The following is a 17,310-nucleotide window of genomic DNA, read 5'->3' as shown; positions in this document are numbered from 1 at the left end:
TATTCCAACAATAAATCTAAAGAAAGCATACGCATGGCTCCGAAACGCACCCTCCAACTCACCCTGACTGCTGCCGCCGTTCTGATCGTGGCGGCTTGTTCCTCGCACGAACAGCCAGTAGAACCCGTTAAACACGGCGATGCCCACGGTGTCGGCAGCGCCACCGAAACCCCCTCCAAAACCTTATCGGATTACAGCCTGTATCAAAGTGCCTTAGATTCCGTCAAAACAGACGACGACATACTCCCCTCCCAATTCCTCGACCAAGCCGGAAACAGCGCCATGGCAGAAACCGTCCGTAACGAATGGCTGAAGAGTTTGGGCAAACGCAACTTATGGGCACAGTTCAACCAACAATACGCCAAACTCGACCAAGCGGGCCGTTCGCAAGAAGTACAATGCTATGCCGAATACAACAAGCGTAACTACGACGGTCTTGCTAAAGAATTAACAAAAGAAATCAACCGTCTACCGCAAGGTTGCAATATATTGATCGAAGCCGCCGCTTCATCAGGCCGTCTGAACCCCAAAGATGCCTGGCGGCGTGTACGCGGGCTTATCAGCAACAACCAAATTACCGATGCACGCAACCTCGCAGCGGCTTTAGGCAGCCCGTTTGAAAGCGACGGACAAGGCGCACAGGAATACAGCCTGATTAACGTTATCGGCAACACCTCGAAAAAAAATCCCGCTTCAGCCGCCATACTGGAAAGCATGTCCGGCAGCCTGAGCCGCGAGCAAAGCGGCTTTGCGTGGGGCGTGCTCGGCCACATGCAGGCATTGAACCGTAACATGAATGCGGCAATGAGCCATTACAGCCGTGCCGACCGCAGCCAGTTGAGTAACGAGCAGTTTGAATGGTACGCACGCTCCGCACTGCGCCTGCAACGCTGGAGTGAACTGGCCAACATTATCGAAAGCATGTCGGAAAAACTGCAAAAAGACCCGACATGGCAATACTGGCTGGCCCGCAGCTATGCGGCACAAGGCGACAGCGCGCGTGCCCGCAGCCTGTATGAAAAAACCGCCCAAACCGGCCGCAATTTCTACGCTGTGATGGCAACGGAAGAATTGGGCCGCCGCATCAACACCCGCAACAATGTCGGCGAAGTGCCGAAAAGCGAAATCAACAAACTCGCCCGCCACGCAGCCATCGACCGTGCCCTAACCTTATTCAAAGCCAGCCGCAGTAGCGGCGACTGGAAAATGCGACGTCAAGCACAAGCCGAATGGCGTTACGCCACACGCGGTGCCGGCGAAGATACCCTGCTTGCCGCCGCGCAACTGGCGTTCAACCACCAGTTTTATGAAATGGCAATCAACAGCGCGGAACGTACCGACCACAAACTCAATTACAACTTGCGCTACATCTCGCCGTTTAAAGAAACCACTACACGCTATGCCGAACAAGCAGGTGTCGACCCCGCTTGGGTATACGGCCTTATCCGTCAAGAAAGCCGTTTTATGCTGGGTGCGCAATCCAGCGTCGGTGCACAGGGCCTAATGCAGGTGATGCCGGCCACAGCCCGCGAAATTGCTGGCAAAATCGGCATGAACAGTAGCGAGCTTTACACCATGGACGGCAATATCCGCATGGGCACATGGTATATGTCCGACGTTAAACGCCGTCTGCAAAACAACGAAGTGCTGGCTACCGCAGGCTATAACGCCGGCCCCAGCCGCGCCCGTAACTGGCAAGACGGCAACCCGTTGGAAGGCGCTATTTATGCCGAAACCATCCCTTTCAACGAAACCCGCGATTATGTGAAAAAAGTGATGACCAACGCCACTTATTACGCCAGCCTGTTCAACGAATCGCAAACTTCCTTGAAACAGCGCATGGGCGTGGTGCCGGGGCGTTATTGATCGTGTTTTAATAAGACTAAGGCCGTCTGAAAATAATTTTCAGACGGCCTTTCTGTTTTATAGTAAATCTTGCAAAGGTCTCCAGTCACTCCGTACTGGATAAGATACAGAAAAATGAAGGTATCCGCCGATATAAAAAGGACGCTGAAACAGCGTCCTTTTTGGTTCCAATCAGGCCGTCTGAAAACGGCTTGGATCAAGTTTAGTCTTTTTTGTCTTTCACTTCTTCAAACTCGGCATCCACTACATCATCGTTGCCTTTGGCACCGCTGTCGGCTTGTTGGCCTGCTGCCGCACCGTTGGCTTCGGCTTGCGCTTGGGCATACACCATTTCACCCAGTTTTTGGCTGGCTGCGCCCAATGCTTCGGCTTTGGCATCGATGTCGGCTTTGTCGTCGCCTTTAACGGCTTCTTCGGCGGCTTTCAAAGCATCTTCGATTTTTGCTTTTTCGTCTGCATCCAGTTTGTCGCCGTATTCGCCCAATGATTTTTTCACTGAGTGAATCAGAGCTTCGGCTTGGTTGCGTGAAGATACGAGTTCGGTCAGTTTTTTATCCTCTTCGGCATTGGCTTCAGCGTCTTTCACCATGCGTTCGATTTCTTCCTCGCTCAAACCTGAAGAGCCTTGGATGGTAATTTTCGCTTCTTTGCCGGTGCCTTTGTCTTTGGCAGACACATGCAGGATACCGTTGGCATCAATGTCGAAGGTTACTTCGATTTGCGGAATGCCGCGCGGTGCCGGTGCGATGTCGCCCAAGTTGAAGTTACCCAGCGATTTGTTGGCAGAAGCACGCTCGCGTTCGCCTTGCAGCACGTGGATGGTTACTGCGCTTTGGTTGTCTTCGGCAGTCGAGAACACTTGCGACGCTTTGGTCGGGATGGTGGTGTTTTTGTTGATGAGTTTGGTCATCACACCGCCCATGGTTTCGATACCGAGCGACAATGGGGTTACGTCGAGCAGCAATACGTCGCTGCGGCCGCCGCCCAATACTTCGCCTTGGATCGCTGCGCCCAAAGCCACGGCTTCGTCGGGGTTTACGTCTTTACGCGGTTCTTTGCCGAAGAAGGCTTTAACGGCTTCTTGCACTTTCGGCATACGGCTTTGACCGCCCACCAAAATCACGTCGTCGATGTCGCCCACGCTCAAGCCGGCATCTTTTACGGCTACGCGGCAAGGCTCGATAGAGCGTTCGATCAAGTCTTCAACCAAGCTCTCGAATTTGGCGCGGGTAATTTTCATTGCCAAGTGTTTCGGGCCGGTGGCATCCATAGTGATGTACGGCAGGTTAACTTCGGTTTGTTGGCCGCTGGACAATTCGATTTTGGCTTTTTCGGCCGCTTCTTTCAGGCGTTGCAGCGCCATCACGTCTTGTTTCAGATCAATGCCTTGTTCTTTTTTGAACTCGGCGATGATGTAGTCGATCAGGCGTTGGTCGAAGTCTTCGCCGCCCAAGAAGGTGTCGCCGTTGGTAGCCAACACTTCGAATTGTTTTTCACCGTCTACATCGGCGATTTCGATGATGGAAATATCGAATGTACCGCCGCCCAAGTCGTAAACGGCAATTTTGCGGTCGCCGGTGGTGTTTTTATCCATACCGAAGGCCAATGCGGCGGCAGTCGGCTCGTTGATGATGCGTTTTACGTCCAAACCTGCGATGCGGCCTGCATCTTTAGTGGCTTGGCGTTGGCTGTCGTTAAAGTAGGCCGGTACGGTAATCACGGCTTCGGTTACCGGCTCGCCCAAGTAGGCTTCGGCGGCTTGTTTCATTTTGCGCAATACTTCGGCGGAAACTTGGGGCGGAGACAATTCTTTGCCTTGTGCTTTTACCCATGCGTCGCCGTTGGCGGCTTTCACGATTTCGAAAGGCATCAGATCGATGTCTTTTTGTACTTCTTTGTCTTCAAATTTATGGCCGATCAAACGTTTGGCGGCATAAATGGTGTTTTTCGGGTTGGTAACGGCTTGGCGTTTGGCCGGTGCGCCGACGAGGATTTCGCCGCCGTCGAGGTAAGCGATGATAGACGGTGTGGTGCGTGCGCCTTCGGCGTTTTCGATTACTTTGGTTTGGCCGTTTTCAGAAATAGCCAAACATGAGTTGGTTGTACCTAAGTCGATACCGATTACTTTTGCCATATGATATAACTCCTTAATGTTTTTAAATTCTTTGCGGGTTTCTTGCCCTGTCGGATGGGTAAATAAGGTGGTTTCGCCGCTTTTCAAGTGTTGGTATTTAAATTATTTTTCAACAATAAAAATTTTTGATTCAAATACTTGCATTGATTTCAGACGGCCTTTTGCTTTCATGGCCGTCTGAAAACCTTATGACGGATAAACCGTGAACAGCGCCGCTTTCAGTTTTCGCCTTTTGCCACGGTAACCATGGCGGGACGCAATACGCGGTCAGCAAGCTGATAGCCTTTTTTCATCACACTCACAATGGTGTTCGGCTCTTGTTCGCTTTCCACCAATTGCATGGCTTGGTGGTGGTGCGGGTCGAGTTTGTCGCCGGGTTGCGGGTTGATTTCGGTAATCTGGGTGTGTTCGAACGCTTTGTTCAATTCGTTCAGTGTCATCTGTACGCCCATTTTCAAGGCTTCGAAGTTGCCGCTTTGGTCAAGCAGCGCCATTTCCAAATAGTCTTTTACCGGCAGCATTTCGGCGGCAAACTTTTGCCCTGCGTATTTGTGCGTGGCCTGTAATTCTTCGGCATGGCGGCGGCGCAGGTTTTGCTCGTTGGCCAAACCGCGCAGTTGTTCTTCTTTCAGCATGGCTTCCAATTCTTCATAAGAAGGCTTTTCCGATAGCTCTGCCCCTTCGGGTGTTTCCAATGTTTCTTCAACTTCTACGGATTGGTTTTGTTCGGTCATTTTGTCTATCCTGTGCAGGTAATAAAATGTGAATAAACTTTAATATAAGGCCGTCCGGACGATATTCAAGCCGTTTGGCGCATCAAAAGGCACAAGCCGTCCGAAACGTTTTTCAGACGGCCTGCGCCCTTGCAAAACAACCCAAAACAACATAAGGTTACATGAATTAAAAACAAAACGGCTCCTCAAACCGGAAAGGCCGTCCGAACAACTACAAAGGAAAATAAATGACTCTGCGACTCACCCAAAACCTTGGGCGCGCGGTAGCCGAAACCATGCTGGCCGGCTTCAACAAACACTACCGCCTCTACCGCGAAGTTACCGCCCGCGCCAAAGAACTGTTCGAGCAGCGCAACTGGCGCGGCATTCAAGATTTGGTGGCCGAACGCATCCAAATGTACGACCAGCGCGTGCGCGAAGCGGTAGAATCGCTCAACCGCGAACATGCCGCCACGGCTTTGAACGATGAAGTATGGGCGGCGGCCAAAACCGAATACATCGCCCTACTGGTCAACCACAAACAGCCCGAACTTGCCGAAACTTTTTTCAATTCGGTTTCCACCAAACTCTTGGCCAAAGAGTATTACAACAACCAGTTTATCTTTGTAAAACCTTCCACCAGCACCGAATATATCGATTCCGACCCGCCCACTTTCTGCTCGTTTTACCCCAGCAAACAAGGGCTACGCGGCTGCCTGCGCGATATTCTGCACCACTTCGGCTGGAACGTGCCGTTTGCCCATCTCGGCAAAGACATCAGCAACATTCTGCGCGCGGCACGCAAACACTTCCAAGCCGAATGGCCGCCGCAAGAAATGAACCTGCATGTGCGCGTGCTGCATTCGCCGTTTTACCGCAACAAAGCCGCCTACATTTTCGGCCAAATTATCAACGGCGGCGTGCGCCATCCCTTTGCCTTGGCCGTGCTGCACGACGAATCAGGCCGTCTGAAAGTCGATGCCGCCCTGTTTGAAGCCCAACAGATTGCCGTGCTGTTTTCATTTGCCCGCGCCTATTTTTTGGTGGACATGCCCGTGCCCAGCGGCTACATCCATTTCCTGCGCGATATGCTGCCGATGCGTTCGCAAGGCGACCTCTACACCATGGTCGGCCTGCACAAGCAGGGCAAAAACATCTGGTGGCGCGAATTTGCCCAACACCTCGAATATTCGCACGACAAATTCATTCTCGCGCCCGGCATCAAAGGGCTGGTGATGAGCGTGTTTACCCTGCCCTCGTTTCCCTATGTGTTTAAAGTGATTAAAGACACCTTCGGCCCGAACAAAGATTTCGACCAAGAATACGTGCGCCAAAAATACCTGCTCGTGAAAAAACACGACCGCGTCGGCCGCATGGCAGATACGCTCGAGTTCGCCAACGTCGCCTTGCCCAAATCGCGCTGCGACGAAGAGTTTTTAGAAGAAATGCGCACGCTCGCACCGAGCCAGTTTGAAGAAAACGACGACCGGGTAATCATCAAACACGTTTATGTCGAATACCGCCTCAAACCCCTCAACCTGTTTATGCAGAAAGCCAAGCCCGCCGACAAAGCCGCCGCCGTGATCGACTACGGCTACGCGCTCAAAGAGCTGGCCTCCGCCAATATTTTCCCCGGCGACATGCTGTATAAAAACTTCGGCATGACCCGCTTCGGCCGCGTGATTTTTTACGACTACGACGAAATCGAGTACATGACCGACTGCAATTTCCGCAAAATCCCACCCGCACCCAACCCCGAATACGAAATGTCGGGCGAAGTATGGTATCCCGTTAACAAAGGCGACGTATTCCCCGAAGAATTCGGCCCATTCCTGCTCGGCGAACCCGATGTGCGGCAAGTATTTTTGCAGCATCATAAAGACCTGCTCACCGCCGAATTTTGGCAGGCCAAAAAAGACCGGCTTATGCAGGGGCTGTATGACGATTTTTACCCATACCCGCAATCGGTAAGGTTTTCTCCTCAACAGTCAACTGAAGGGCTGTCGGATACTGCCGATGCCTGATATTGCCGTTTATGGTTCAAAGGCCGTCTGAAAAAATTTTCAAACCGCAAACGATTTACATTCCCAAACTGTACGGTAAACTCTACCCTCATTCCTTTGCTTAAGAGGCTGTTATGAAAAAAGACCACCTCAACACCCCCGATTTCGATTTGTGGCAGGCCATCCGCCAAGAAACGCAAGAAGCCGCCGAAGCAGAACCGACACTGGCCAGTTTCCTGCATCAAACCGTGCTGCGACATCATTCTCTGGGTTCTGTGCTTGCATTCCACCTATCCAGCAAACTTTCCGGTGCAATGATGGACGCCCGCATTCTGTTTGAAATCTACCAACAGGCATTATGCAGCGACGAGAGCATTGTCGAAGCCGTGCAGCGGGATCTGCTGGCCTGCTACGAACGCGACCCTGCCTGTGACGAATATTCCCTGCCCTTGCTTTATTTCAAAGGATTCCATGCAATTCAGGCACACCGTATCAACCATTGGCTGTGGAACCACGGTCGTAAAACACTGGCTTATTTCCTGCAAAACCGCTCGTCGGAGGTATTCGGTGTCGACATCCATCCAGCCGCACGCTTCGGGCAAGGAATCATGCTCGACCATGCCACCGGCTTTGTAGCCGGAGAAACCGCCGTACTCGGCAACGACATATCCATCCTGCACGGAGTAACGCTCGGCGGTTCGGGCAAAGAAAGCGGCGACCGTCATCCGAAAGTAGGCGACGGCGTAATGATCGGAGCGAATGCTTCAGTGCTGGGCAATATCCGTATTGGCGAACGTGCAAAAATCGGTGCGGGCAGTGTGGTAGTTGCCGACGTACCGCCGCTCACCACCGTTGTCGGCGTACCGGCCAAACTTACGGGCAAAGCGGCAAACATACCGGCAGAAGAAATGGACCAACGGATTTGAACAGCTTGTATAATAGGCCGTCTGAAAACTTTTTCAGACGGCCTGCTCACTACCGGATTTACTAACCTATTCTCTAACCCACGGAATAAAAATCATGTGCCAACTTTTAGGCATGAACTGCAACACACCTACCGATATTGTTTTTTCATTTGAAGGTTTCCGCCGCCGCGGAGGGCTTACCGACAATCACGCCGACGGTTTCGGCATCGGCTTTTTCGAAGGCAAAGGCGTGCGGCTGTTTCACGACGACCGCCCGAGTGCGGGCTCGCCTGTTGCCGACTTGGTAAAAGCCTATCAGATTAAGTCGGAAAACGTGATCGCTCACATCCGCAAAGCCACACAGGGGCAAACCTCATTAGCCAACACCCACCCGTTCATGCGCGAAATGTGGGGCGAATACTGGCTGTTTGCCCACAACGGCCACCTTAAAAACTTCCATCCCGAAACGGGCGGTTTTTACCGTCCCGTCGGCAACACCGATTCCGAGCGCGCGTTTTGCTATATTTTGGAACAACTGCGCCAACGGTTTTCCGAACGCCCCGACACCGACACTTTATTTGATGCCGTTACTGCGCTGACCGACGAAATCCGCAGTTACGGACTGTTTAACTTTATGATGTCCAATGGAGAATACCTTTTCGCCCACGCCAGCACCCTGCTCTACTATATCGTACGCAAAGCACCGTTCGGAGAAGCACATCTGCTGGATGACGACGTCACTGTCGATTTTGCCGCCGTTACCACGCCCAACGACAAAGTCGCCGTCATTGCCACATTGCCGCTAACTGGTAACGAAACATGGTCGCAACTGGCGGTGAATGAATTAATACTGTTCCAAGACGGCGACATTATCCGTAGCGATACGCCCGAAAACCCCGTTTATATGAGTGTAGAAGAAGGTTTAGACATAGCACGTGCTGCAGGCGTGTCCGTATAAACCGAAGGAAACCGTAAAGACAGGCAGGCCGTCTGAAAACAGGTTTTCAGACGGCCTGATCTAAAAAATAATGCTCTCTATGCGGAAATTCTGCGTTTACGTTACAATAAAAAAATACTTATACACAAGCGGTTTACACCCATGAAATGCCCTTTCTGCCACCACCCCAACACACAGGTTACCGACTCGCGTTTGCTGGAAGAAACCAACAGCATCCGCCGCCGCCGCCGCTGCCCGTCTTGCGAGCAGCGGTTCAGCACATTTGAAACCGTGGAAATGCGGATGCCGCAAATCATCAAAAGCACGCGCGCGCGCGTGGCGTTCAACCCGCACAAATTGCGCACCAGCTTGGAACGCGCCTTACACAAACGCCCTATTGATGCAGAAACCATCGACGATACCGTGGCCTTAATCGAACAACGCCTATACAGCCTCGGGCATAAAGAAGTGTCGTCGCAACTGGTCGGCGAGATGGCTATGGAAGAGCTGGCCAAAATCGACCAAGTGGCCTATGTACGCTTTGCTTCCGTGTATAAAAGTTTCAACGACGTGTCCGAATTTACCCAAGCCATCGCCACCTTGCCTAAAGAAAACAAATAAATTATTTGTAATATAAAAAGAAAATCACAGACAAAACAAGCAGTACAAAACCAACTTAACTCTAATGTTTTATTAGTTTACACAATCATTTCTTTTTGATTCCGCAACAAAATTTGAATTTCTTTGCCGCATAACCGGCATACTATGCCAGCCATTTCCATTTCGCGGTACGCTTTACCGCATGATAAGCCAGTCCCATCGACCAACAGAAAACACAGCTTTCCACCCAACTAACCTCAATAGAATGCTCCGTAATCCAATCCAACAAAAACCGGTTAATTATGTAATATTTCAAGCGCATAAAGATAAAGGTTAGGAAAATAAATAAAAAAAATTGCCGCCAGTTATTCATACTTTCTCCTTTATTGGCCGGCCGCGAAACACGCTTAATGCCACTTACACCCGAAATAGTGTAAAGCGACTCAAGCATCCACTCGTAAAGCTTTTTACGCTCATGCAGAATATCCACGTATTTCCTACTTTTTGCTTTAAATGCTTCATCTGATCAATTCGTCTTGTCAATCAACATCCGTTTTATTCCTTGTATTTCAGAAACAGTAAAAACACGATACAGGCTACTCCTCCTCCCATACTTAAAGCTAAACTATCAGACTTCAAAGTTAAGCTGCCGATCTGAATATCTTGCATATTCAGCAGATAAAACAACAAGCTGCTTACGGCCTGAAATACAAAAATCAGAACCAAATATAGTTTCCAATGCTTGAGCATATTATTTAAATTAATTTGCATAGCAGCTTTATTCCCCTCTTTTTCAGACGGCCTGAGTATTCAAGCCGTCTGAAAACCAAATATCGTTATGGCGGTTATTCTGTTTTATTACCAAAAACCCAATGATACGCAACCAATACAGAAAAAAAGTGAATCCCACCAATGCCTATATCCGAATCGGGCGGTATTTCAAACAGCACATAAATATATTTTCTCAACAAGTATTTAAGCGGAACGGAGACCACGAAAAATACCGCAACCAGCAAACAAACCCTCTTGGCTAAATTCAAATGATTCTGCATAAATACACCTGCCTTGTTTTATGATTCCGGTTCTTTTTTCAAATAGATATACAGATAGTAAAGCAGCACCGATAAAGCTCCGTCTATTCCTCTTCTACGTAAGGAAAAACTGTCGCCGACAGGTATGCCGTCGAATCCGGTAAACCGGTACAGTAAATCAGACGAAAAAGACATAGCGATACCTATAACCAATAGCACTTTCCAATTTTTGGATAAATTTTTAAGGTTTAGTTGCCTTGTTTTATCTAAAATTACCCTTTATCTAAAAGTTAATCAAAATACTTCAGTATACAATAATGAGATAAAGCCTCCATGATTAAAAATACCGCAACGCCTTTCATATACTGAATGGCCACTTACTGCGGTTTGCACCCGTGCAAAAGGGACAACCTGTTTCACAATCGCATCTACCCACGGTTTGTTGTTGATAAGGTTGTAAATCAGGGTTACGCCATTGCGCAGATAATCGTAAACGGCGACCTTATTCAAGCGGTAGCGGGTACAGCAACCAACATCTCGGAAGGCTTCCACATATGTTCTTGGGAGATTAATGGCCATTTGTGTAATTTAAACAGCCCGTCGGTAGAATCGGCCCGCTGGTAAATTTCGTTGATACCCGGCCACGGGCTGCCGATATTTTTTACTGCCCCTTTAATTCAGACGGCCTCTCTTACTTCAGTGTATAAAACCGTTAAAGTATGCTTAATTCCGCCTTGCATAGAAAGCGCCGGGATATCGGGCTTCTTAATCGACAATAACGATAGAGTTTGTTTTTACCGCTATCCATTCCTTCCGCAAACTATTTAAAAATTTGATATACTTGAGATCACTTTTTAATAACGCATACAGAATTTGATCAATGAAACTATCTGTTTTTACTTTTGCTATCATGGCTTCCATCGGCTTGGCTGCATGCAGTCAGCAAGCCGAAACTTCCGTACCGGCCGATAGCTCGGCCGAAGCGCCTTCTTCATCCGCCGCCGTGTCCGCTCCCGCCGCAGATGCCGTACAAACCCTGACCAGTTCAGACGGCAAAATCAGCATTGTCGTACAAGGCAGCCAATTTGAAGATGCCATTCAAGACGGAGCAGCCCGCCCCGAAGGAATTACCGCCGAAGAGCTGACCATGATGCAGCACGACGAGAGCAGTAATATTTTGCTTTACATCGTGAATTTGGGCACACCACGCACCGATGCCAAAAACTATTTCAACAATCTGAAAAACGCCTTGAAAACCGCCGAAGGCTTGAGTGAAGTGCAAACGGGCGTAGCCACTGAAAACCGTATGAACTACCGCTTTGCCCAAAACGATTCTCAAGGCAATCTGCTGCGTGAAAACTGCATTTCCATCTACGAAACCAACCTCTACAACGTCTGCGCCAGCAGCAACACAGCTTCGCAAGACGAGCTGGCAGCCATCTTAAAAGAAGTGAATTTGGTTAAATAACAAATCAAAGGCCGTCTGAAAAATGTTTGACGCAACCGACATCCAAATGATGCACAACGCCCTCGCCCTCGCACGGCAAGGGCGTTTTTCAACATCGCCCAATCCGCGCGTAGGTTGCGTGGTCGCACACGGCACCCAAATTGTCGGACAAGGGTTTCATATTCGCGCCGGCGGGCCTCATGCAGAAGTACATGCTTTGCGGCAGGCCGGAACATTGGCACGCGGAGCCACCGCTTATGTAACACTCGAGCCGTGCAGCCACTACGGACGCACGCCTCCCTGTGCCAACGCCTTAATCGAATCGGGCGTATCGCGGGTAGTGGCGGCCATGACCGACCCAAATCCGCAAGTGGCCGGAAAAGGCTTATCCATGCTTCAGACAGCAGGCATCCGCGTCGAAAGCGGCCTGCTCGAAGCCGAAGCGCGCGAACTGAACCGCGGTTTTCTTTCCCGCATCGAACGCGGCCGCCCGTTTGTACGCCTGAAATGCGCCGCCGGCCTCGACGGTAAAACCGCTCTTTCGGACGGCCGAAGCCAATGGATTACCGGCGAAGAAGCGAGGGCCGATGTGCAGATACTCCGTGCCGAAAGCTGTGCCGTTATTACCGGTATCGGTACGGTGCTGGCCGATAATCCCCAGCTCAACGTGCGCAGCTTCCCAACCCTACGCCAACCCGCCCGCGTGGTACTCGACAGCCGTCTAAAAACACCGCTTACCGGCAAACTGGTTCAGGACAGCGGCAGCCCGACTATCATTGCCACGCTGGAAAATGACGAACAACGTCTACGCGCCTACACGCAATATCCGCATATCCATATCATCATGCCGTCTGAAAACAACGGGCAGATAGATTTGCACGATTTATTGAAGCGACTGGCGGCAAAAGGCTACGGCGAAGTGATGATTGAAGCCGGAGCAACACTGGCGGCAGCTTTCCTGCAAGCAGATTTAGTGGATGAAATCGTGCTCTACCAAGCCCCGAAAATCTTGGGCAACAACGCTCGCGGGTTATTCGACATTCCTGAAAATACAGAAGTTTTGCAAACAGAAAGCCTTTGGAGAACTGCTTCTTTGACAACCATAGGCAACGACATCAAGTGGATATTGCGCAGGAAATAACCACTCATCTATAAATATTATTTTCATAATAATTTTTATAAAAACCTTAAACTTTGTATGAAAAATTTTGTAAACGAATTTTTGCTTTGATTTTGTAAACAACATCCCGCCGACAACACCCGAATTCTCGAAAAACTGCAAAACATACATTCTTATGTAATTCTTCTTTCAAGGAATTCCTACCTTCCTTAACTATTAACACCCATTATCTCGATGGCATTTTCTTAATATCGCATATTGCATATCCCATATACTGCAACACTTCGTTTTGTTGATGTTTTGTAAACTTCCCTCCTACCTTCTCATCATAACGAAACCGATTAACTCCGAATCGGTCTGAATCTAGGTAAGTCAATATAACCGTCTGCTTAAAATTCCTTCCATATTCCACGAGAGCCATCATGAAAAATACCACCATTCAAAAATTCGCCGACAAATCCGCCAAAATCGGTATTGTTGGTTTGGGTTATGTCGGCCTGCCGCTAATGCTGCGCTATGTCGACATCGGTTATCAAGTTCTAGGCTTTGACATTGACGAAGAAAAAGTATGCAAACTCAACAACGGCGAGAGCTACATCGAGCATATCCCCGCCGACAAAATCGCCGCTGCCGGTAAAAACCTGTTTGAAGCCACTACCGATTTCTCACGCATCGGAGAGGTGGAAGCCGTTATTCTGTGCGTGCCAACCCCACTCAACAAATACCGCGAACCGGACATGAGCTTCGTAATCAATACCACCGATGCGGTCAAACCTTATCTGCGTGCCGGTCAAGTATTGTCTTTGGAATCTACCACTTATCCAGGCACCACCGAAGAAGAACTGCTGCCGCGCATGGAAGAAGGCGGCCTGAAAGTGGGTGAAAACGTATTTTTGGTTTACTCGCCGGAACGCGAAGACCCGGGCAATCCCGATTTTGAAACCCGCACCATTCCGAAAGTGATCGGCGGCCACACTCCTACCTGTTTGGAAGTGGGCATCGCGCTTTACCAACCCGCCATCGACAAAGTGGTGCCCGTCAGCTCCACCAAAGCGGCCGAGTTGACCAAACTGCTGGAAAATATCCACCGCGCCGTCAACATCGGCTTGGTTAACGAAATGAAAATCGTGGCCGATAAAATGAATATCGACATCCACGAAGTGATCAACGCCGCCGCCACCAAACCGTTCGGCTTCGTCGCCTACTACCCCGGCCCGGGCTTGGGCGGCCACTGCATCCCCATCGACCCGTTCTATTTGACTTGGAAAGCCCGCGAATACGGCGTTAACACCCGCTTCATTGAATTGGCGGGAGAAGTGAACTCAAGCATGCCCGAATACGTGGTCAACAAAACCGCTTTGGCGCTCAACGATCACCAACGTTCAATCAAAGGCAGCAAAATCTTGGTATTGGGTATTGCCTACAAGAAAAATGTGGACGACATGCGCGAGAGCCCTTCGGTGGAAGTGATGGAACTGCTGCGCGATTTGGGTGCGGAAGTAGCGTACAGCGACCCGCATGTGCCGGTGTTTCCGAAAATGCGCGAACACAAATTCGATTTGAAGAGCGAACCTTTCACCGCTGAAAACATTGCCCGCTTCGACTGCGTGGTGCTGACGACCGACCACGATAAATTCGATTACGACTTGCTCAAACAGCACGCCAGATTGATTATCGACACACGCGGCAAATATTTGGGTAAATCCGATAACGTCGTCAAAGCATAAAGAGGCCGTCTGAATATGTTTGAAACCATCAAAGACCGTAAAATCAAATTTGCTTTGGTCGGCTGCGGCCGTATTTCCAACAACCATTTCGGTTCGTTCGAAGCCTTGAAAGACCAATGCGAAATCGTCGGCGTGTGCGACATCGACCCCGCCAATCTGCAAGCCGCCGTCGAGCGCACGGGTGCCAAAGGCTATGCTTCTTATACGGAAATGCTGGCGAATACTGATGCCGACATTATCGTGCTCACCACGCCCTCCGGCCTGCACCCCGACCAAGCCGTGCAGGCTTTGGAAGCGGGTTTTCATGTGGTTACCGAAAAACCGATGGCCACCCGCCTGCACGACGGCGAGCGCATGGTGAAAGCGGCCGACAAAGCCGGCAAACGCTTGTTTGTAGTGAAGCAAAACCGCTTGAACGCCACTTTGCAGATGCTCAAACGCGCCGTCGAAGAAAACCGCTTCGGCAAAATCTGCATGGTGCATTTGAATGTATTCTGGACGCGCCCGCAGTCTTACTACGACCAAGGCGGCGGTTGGCGCGGCACATGGGAATTCGACGGCGGCGCGTTTATGAATCAGGCCAGCCATTATGTCGATTTGATGGAATGGCTCATCGGCCCGGTACAAGACGTGCAGGCGATGATTTCCACCCACCGCGACATCGAAGCCGAAGACACCGGCGTGATGAACATCCGTTGGCGCAACGGTGCGCTCGGCTCGATGGCTGTAACCATGTGCACTTACCCGAAAAACCTCGAAGGTTCGATTACCATTTTGGGCGAAACCGGCACGGTGCGCATCGGCGGCATGGCGGTGAACGAAATTCAGGAATGGAACTTTGCCGATTCGCGCGATTACGACCGGCAAGTGAAAACCGCCAACTACGAAACCACCTCGGTTTACGGTTTCGGCCACCCGCTCTACTACCGCAACGTGATTGACGTGATGCGCGGCGAAGCCGAACCGATTACCGATGGCCGCGAAGGGTTGAAATCACTGGAACTGCTGATTGCCGCCTATCTCTCCGCCCGCGACAACAGAACCGTTTCGTTACCTTTGGTTTATTAACAGGCTCCGACACACAGGGCAACGCAAAAACATCACCCTGTGTGTTGCCCGCTTAACAAGAAGCCTCACTTTTTCCAAACAACATCAAATCCTACCTTCCAAAACGGCGGGATTTCCGGTCAATAAGGAATTTTTGATGAAAATCGCCATAGCAGGCGCAGGCATCATCGGTGCGTGTACCGCTTGGGCAGCGGCAAAACAAGGCCATGACGTTACCCTGTTTGAACAGGATACGGCAATGGCACACACCAGCCGGTCATCATCCAAGTTGTTACACGGTGGTCTGCGTTATCTTGAAACCGGACAATTTTCTTTAGTGAAAAAGGCTCTGCTCGCCCGTCGCTTCTGGTTGGAGCGCGCACCCGAATTGTGCCGTCCGCTGGAATTGCTGTTTCCGATTTATAAAGGCCGCGGCCGCCCGAAATGGCAAATCGGCATCGGCACCAAACTGTATGATCTGCTGGCATCAAGCAGCGGCTTTCCCCGCAGCTCGTGGCTGGATAAAACGGAAGTGCTCAACCGCTGCCCCGCCCTGCTTTCAGACGGCCTCAAGGGTGCGTTTTCCTTTTACGATGCCCAGATGGACGATTTCGCACTCGGCCGGTGGGTTATCGGCCAATGCCGCGATTTGGGCGTGGAAGTGGTCGAACACCGCAAAATCGAATCGCTCGACCTGCTGGCGGATTTCGACCGCATCGTCAACGCCACCGGCCCGTGGGCGATGGAGCTGCGCGCACAACAAGGCGGCTCTCCGGCCTATACCATCGATTGGGTGCGCGGCAGCCATATCTTTACCGACAGCGAATGCACGCAGGCGTTGATGCTGCCGATTCCGCAGGAAAAACGGATTTTCTTCGTGCTGCCTTATCAGGGCAAAACCTTAATCGGCACCACCGAAGTGCGCCAACACCACCCCGAAGCAGAGAGGCCGTCTGAAGAAGAAACCGATTACCTGCTGGCCGCCTACAATGCCTATCACAGCGAAAAGCTCACGGCAGAAGACATCAGCGGCAGCTTTTCCGGCGTGCGCCCTTTGTTGAAAAGTGCCGCCAATCCCAGCGATGCCACCCGCGAATGGGCGTTCGAACGCGTCGGCAACGTGCTGCACATCTACGGCGGCAAATGGACGACGGCACAGATTCAGGGCGAAGCCGCCTTACAGGAGCTATTGAAATGACCGACTACACCGTACACCCCAGCGCCATTGTCGACGACGGCGCGAAAATCGGCGCAGGCAGCCGCATTTGGCATTTCGCGCATATCTGCGGCGGTGCCGAAATCGGCAAAAACTGCTCGTTCGGCCAGAACGTGTTTGTCGGCAACAAAGTGAAAATCGGCGACAACTGCAAAATCCAAAACAACGTTTCCGTGTACGACAACGTTTATCTCGAAGACGGCGTATTCTGCGGCCCCAGCATGGTGTTTACCAACGTCTACAACCCGCGTTCGCTGATCGAGCGCAAAAGCGAATACCGCGACACACTGGTTAAAAAAGGCGCGACTTTGGGCGCAAACTGCACCATCGTGTGCGGCATAACCATCGGCAAATTCGCCTTTGTGGGCGCAGGAGCGGTGGTAAACAAAGACGTGCCCGACTACGCCCTGATGGTCGGCGTGCCCGCCCGCCAAATCGGTTGGATGAGCGAATACGGCGAACAGCTCGACCTGCCCGTGCACGGCAGCGGCAAAGCAAGCTGTTCCCACACCGGAGCCGTTTATACGCTTTCAGACGGCCTCTTAACCAAATCAGAATAATATT

17 protein-coding genes are annotated in these 17,310 nt (G+C 50.9%); 11 read left to right on the top strand and 6 right to left on the bottom strand.

The genetic code is table 11. From position 1 onward, the window contains the following. Positions 1 to 33: 33 nt before the first annotated feature. Positions 34 to 1,866: a lytic transglycosylase domain-containing protein gene (locus EL216_RS08950; protein ID WP_085391138.1), complete on the top strand. Its 1,833-nt coding sequence runs from the start codon at positions 34 to 36 to the stop codon at positions 1,864 to 1,866. A 202-nt stretch (positions 1,867 to 2,068) separates the two neighbouring features. Here EL216_RS08950 and dnaK read toward each other — a convergent pair whose 3' ends face one another. Then, positions 2,069 to 4,000, bottom strand: coding sequence for a molecular chaperone DnaK (gene dnaK, locus EL216_RS08945; RefSeq protein WP_085391136.1), 1,932 nt, complete (start codon positions 3,998 to 4,000; stop codon positions 2,069 to 2,071). A 218-nt stretch (positions 4,001 to 4,218) separates the two neighbouring features. Beyond that, entirely contained in the window at positions 4,219 to 4,734 is a 516-nt protein-coding gene (gene grpE, locus EL216_RS08940) for a nucleotide exchange factor GrpE (protein WP_085391135.1), read from the bottom strand. Positions 4,735 to 4,961: 227 nt separating this feature from the next. Between grpE and aceK the strand changes: the two genes are divergently transcribed. From aceK to nrdR, 4 genes are all read left to right on the top strand, one after another. Further along, a complete protein-coding gene (gene aceK / locus EL216_RS08935; RefSeq protein WP_085391134.1) occupies positions 4,962 to 6,737 on the top strand; it encodes a bifunctional isocitrate dehydrogenase kinase/phosphatase in 1,776 nt (591 codons plus the stop codon). 113 nt (positions 6,738 to 6,850) lie between these two features. Beyond that, positions 6,851 to 7,642, top strand: coding sequence for a serine O-acetyltransferase (cysE, locus tag EL216_RS08930; RefSeq protein WP_085391133.1), 792 nt, complete (start codon positions 6,851 to 6,853; stop codon positions 7,640 to 7,642). A gap of 94 nt (positions 7,643 to 7,736) precedes the next feature. Then, positions 7,737 to 8,579, top strand: a complete 843-nt coding sequence (locus EL216_RS08925) for a class II glutamine amidotransferase (protein ID WP_085391132.1) — start codon at positions 7,737 to 7,739, stop codon at positions 8,577 to 8,579. Positions 8,580 to 8,720: 141 nt separating this feature from the next. Then, entirely contained in the window at positions 8,721 to 9,179 is a 459-nt protein-coding gene (gene nrdR / locus EL216_RS08920; RefSeq protein ID WP_085391131.1) for a transcriptional regulator NrdR, read from the top strand. Positions 9,180 to 9,321: 142 nt separating this feature from the next. Here nrdR and EL216_RS08915 read toward each other — a convergent pair whose 3' ends face one another. The 4 genes from EL216_RS08915 to EL216_RS08905 form a co-directional block, all read right to left on the bottom strand. After that, on the bottom strand, positions 9,322 to 9,648 hold the full coding sequence (locus tag EL216_RS08915) for a hypothetical protein (RefSeq protein ID WP_126300863.1): 327 nt from the start codon (positions 9,646 to 9,648) through the stop codon (positions 9,322 to 9,324). A 65-nt stretch (positions 9,649 to 9,713) separates the two neighbouring features. Continuing rightward, the gene (locus tag EL216_RS08910) at positions 9,714 to 9,929 is read right to left on the bottom strand and encodes a hypothetical protein (RefSeq protein ID WP_085391129.1); all 216 of its coding nucleotides are present in this window, start codon (positions 9,927 to 9,929) and stop codon (positions 9,714 to 9,716) included. A gap of 299 nt (positions 9,930 to 10,228) precedes the next feature. After that, positions 10,229 to 10,384, bottom strand: a complete 156-nt coding sequence (locus EL216_RS11105; protein ID WP_158087739.1) for a hypothetical protein — start codon at positions 10,382 to 10,384, stop codon at positions 10,229 to 10,231. 99 nt (positions 10,385 to 10,483) lie between these two features. Beyond that, positions 10,484 to 10,741 (bottom strand): hypothetical protein, encoded by a 258-nt coding sequence (locus EL216_RS08905; RefSeq protein ID WP_085391127.1) that lies wholly within the window; start codon positions 10,739 to 10,741, stop codon positions 10,484 to 10,486. Positions 10,742 to 11,069: 328 nt separating this feature from the next. Here EL216_RS08905 and EL216_RS08900 point away from each other — a divergent pair, with 328 nt between their 5' ends. The 6 genes from EL216_RS08900 to EL216_RS08875 all read left to right on the top strand — a co-directional run bounded on the left by EL216_RS08900 (position 11,070) and on the right by EL216_RS08875 (position 17,306). Then, positions 11,070 to 11,657 (top strand): cytochrome C, encoded by a 588-nt coding sequence (locus tag EL216_RS08900; protein WP_085391126.1) that lies wholly within the window; start codon positions 11,070 to 11,072, stop codon positions 11,655 to 11,657. A 22-nt stretch (positions 11,658 to 11,679) separates the two neighbouring features. Further along, positions 11,680 to 12,777, top strand: a complete 1,098-nt coding sequence (gene ribD / locus EL216_RS08895; protein ID WP_085391125.1) for a bifunctional diaminohydroxyphosphoribosylaminopyrimidine deaminase/5-amino-6-(5-phosphoribosylamino)uracil reductase RibD — start codon at positions 11,680 to 11,682, stop codon at positions 12,775 to 12,777. A gap of 401 nt (positions 12,778 to 13,178) precedes the next feature. Further along, complete coding sequence (locus EL216_RS08890; protein ID WP_085391123.1) at positions 13,179 to 14,483, top strand: nucleotide sugar dehydrogenase; 1,305 nt, start codon at positions 13,179 to 13,181, stop codon at positions 14,481 to 14,483. Positions 14,484 to 14,498: 15 nt separating this feature from the next. Then, positions 14,499 to 15,551, top strand: a complete 1,053-nt coding sequence (locus EL216_RS08885; RefSeq protein ID WP_085391122.1) for a Gfo/Idh/MocA family protein — start codon at positions 14,499 to 14,501, stop codon at positions 15,549 to 15,551. A gap of 136 nt (positions 15,552 to 15,687) precedes the next feature. Then, the gene (locus EL216_RS08880; protein ID WP_085391121.1) at positions 15,688 to 16,728 is read left to right on the top strand and encodes a glycerol-3-phosphate dehydrogenase/oxidase; all 1,041 of its coding nucleotides are present in this window, start codon (positions 15,688 to 15,690) and stop codon (positions 16,726 to 16,728) included. Further along, a complete protein-coding gene (locus tag EL216_RS08875) occupies positions 16,725 to 17,306 on the top strand; it encodes an acyltransferase (RefSeq protein ID WP_085391120.1) in 582 nt (193 codons plus the stop codon). Before EL216_RS08880 ends, EL216_RS08875 begins: the two co-directional genes overlap by 4 nt. Positions 17,307 to 17,310: the final 4 nt, after the last annotated feature.

Source organism: Neisseria animaloris (genome assembly GCF_900637855.1).
In the GTDB taxonomy this organism is placed as follows: domain Bacteria; phylum Pseudomonadota; class Gammaproteobacteria; order Burkholderiales; family Neisseriaceae; genus Neisseria; species Neisseria animaloris.
This window is presented reverse-complemented; position numbering and strand designations above follow the sequence as displayed.

What these genes read in the sequence shown, in the direction of transcription:
- EL216_RS08880 (WP_085391121.1), top strand. Translation starts at nt 15,688, where the DNA reads ATGAAAATCGCCATAGCAGGCGCAGGCATCATCGGTGCGTGTACCGCT.
- cysE (WP_085391133.1), top strand. Translation starts at nt 6,851, where the DNA reads ATGAAAAAAGACCACCTCAACACCCCCGATTTCGATTTGTGGCAGGCC.
- EL216_RS08900 (WP_085391126.1), top strand. Translation starts at nt 11,070, where the DNA reads ATGAAACTATCTGTTTTTACTTTTGCTATCATGGCTTCCATCGGCTTG.
- EL216_RS08885 (WP_085391122.1), top strand. Translation starts at nt 14,499, where the DNA reads ATGTTTGAAACCATCAAAGACCGTAAAATCAAATTTGCTTTGGTCGGC.
- EL216_RS08925 (WP_085391132.1), top strand. Translation starts at nt 7,737, where the DNA reads ATGTGCCAACTTTTAGGCATGAACTGCAACACACCTACCGATATTGTT.
- EL216_RS08890 (WP_085391123.1), top strand. Translation starts at nt 13,179, where the DNA reads ATGAAAAATACCACCATTCAAAAATTCGCCGACAAATCCGCCAAAATC.
- EL216_RS08875 (WP_085391120.1), top strand. Translation starts at nt 16,725, where the DNA reads ATGACCGACTACACCGTACACCCCAGCGCCATTGTCGACGACGGCGCG.
- dnaK (WP_085391136.1), bottom strand. Translation starts at nt 4,000, where the DNA reads ATGGCAAAAGTAATCGGTATCGACTTAGGTACAACCAACTCATGTTTG.
- EL216_RS08910 (WP_085391129.1), bottom strand. Translation starts at nt 9,929, where the DNA reads ATGCAAATTAATTTAAATAATATGCTCAAGCATTGGAAACTATATTTG.
- EL216_RS08950 (WP_085391138.1), top strand. Translation starts at nt 34, where the DNA reads ATGGCTCCGAAACGCACCCTCCAACTCACCCTGACTGCTGCCGCCGTT.
- aceK (WP_085391134.1), top strand. Translation starts at nt 4,962, where the DNA reads ATGACTCTGCGACTCACCCAAAACCTTGGGCGCGCGGTAGCCGAAACC.
- ribD (WP_085391125.1), top strand. Translation starts at nt 11,680, where the DNA reads ATGTTTGACGCAACCGACATCCAAATGATGCACAACGCCCTCGCCCTC.
- nrdR (WP_085391131.1), top strand. Translation starts at nt 8,721, where the DNA reads ATGAAATGCCCTTTCTGCCACCACCCCAACACACAGGTTACCGACTCG.
- grpE (WP_085391135.1), bottom strand. Translation starts at nt 4,734, where the DNA reads ATGACCGAACAAAACCAATCCGTAGAAGTTGAAGAAACATTGGAAACA.
- EL216_RS11105 (WP_158087739.1), bottom strand. Translation starts at nt 10,384, where the DNA reads ATGTCTTTTTCGTCTGATTTACTGTACCGGTTTACCGGATTCGACGGC.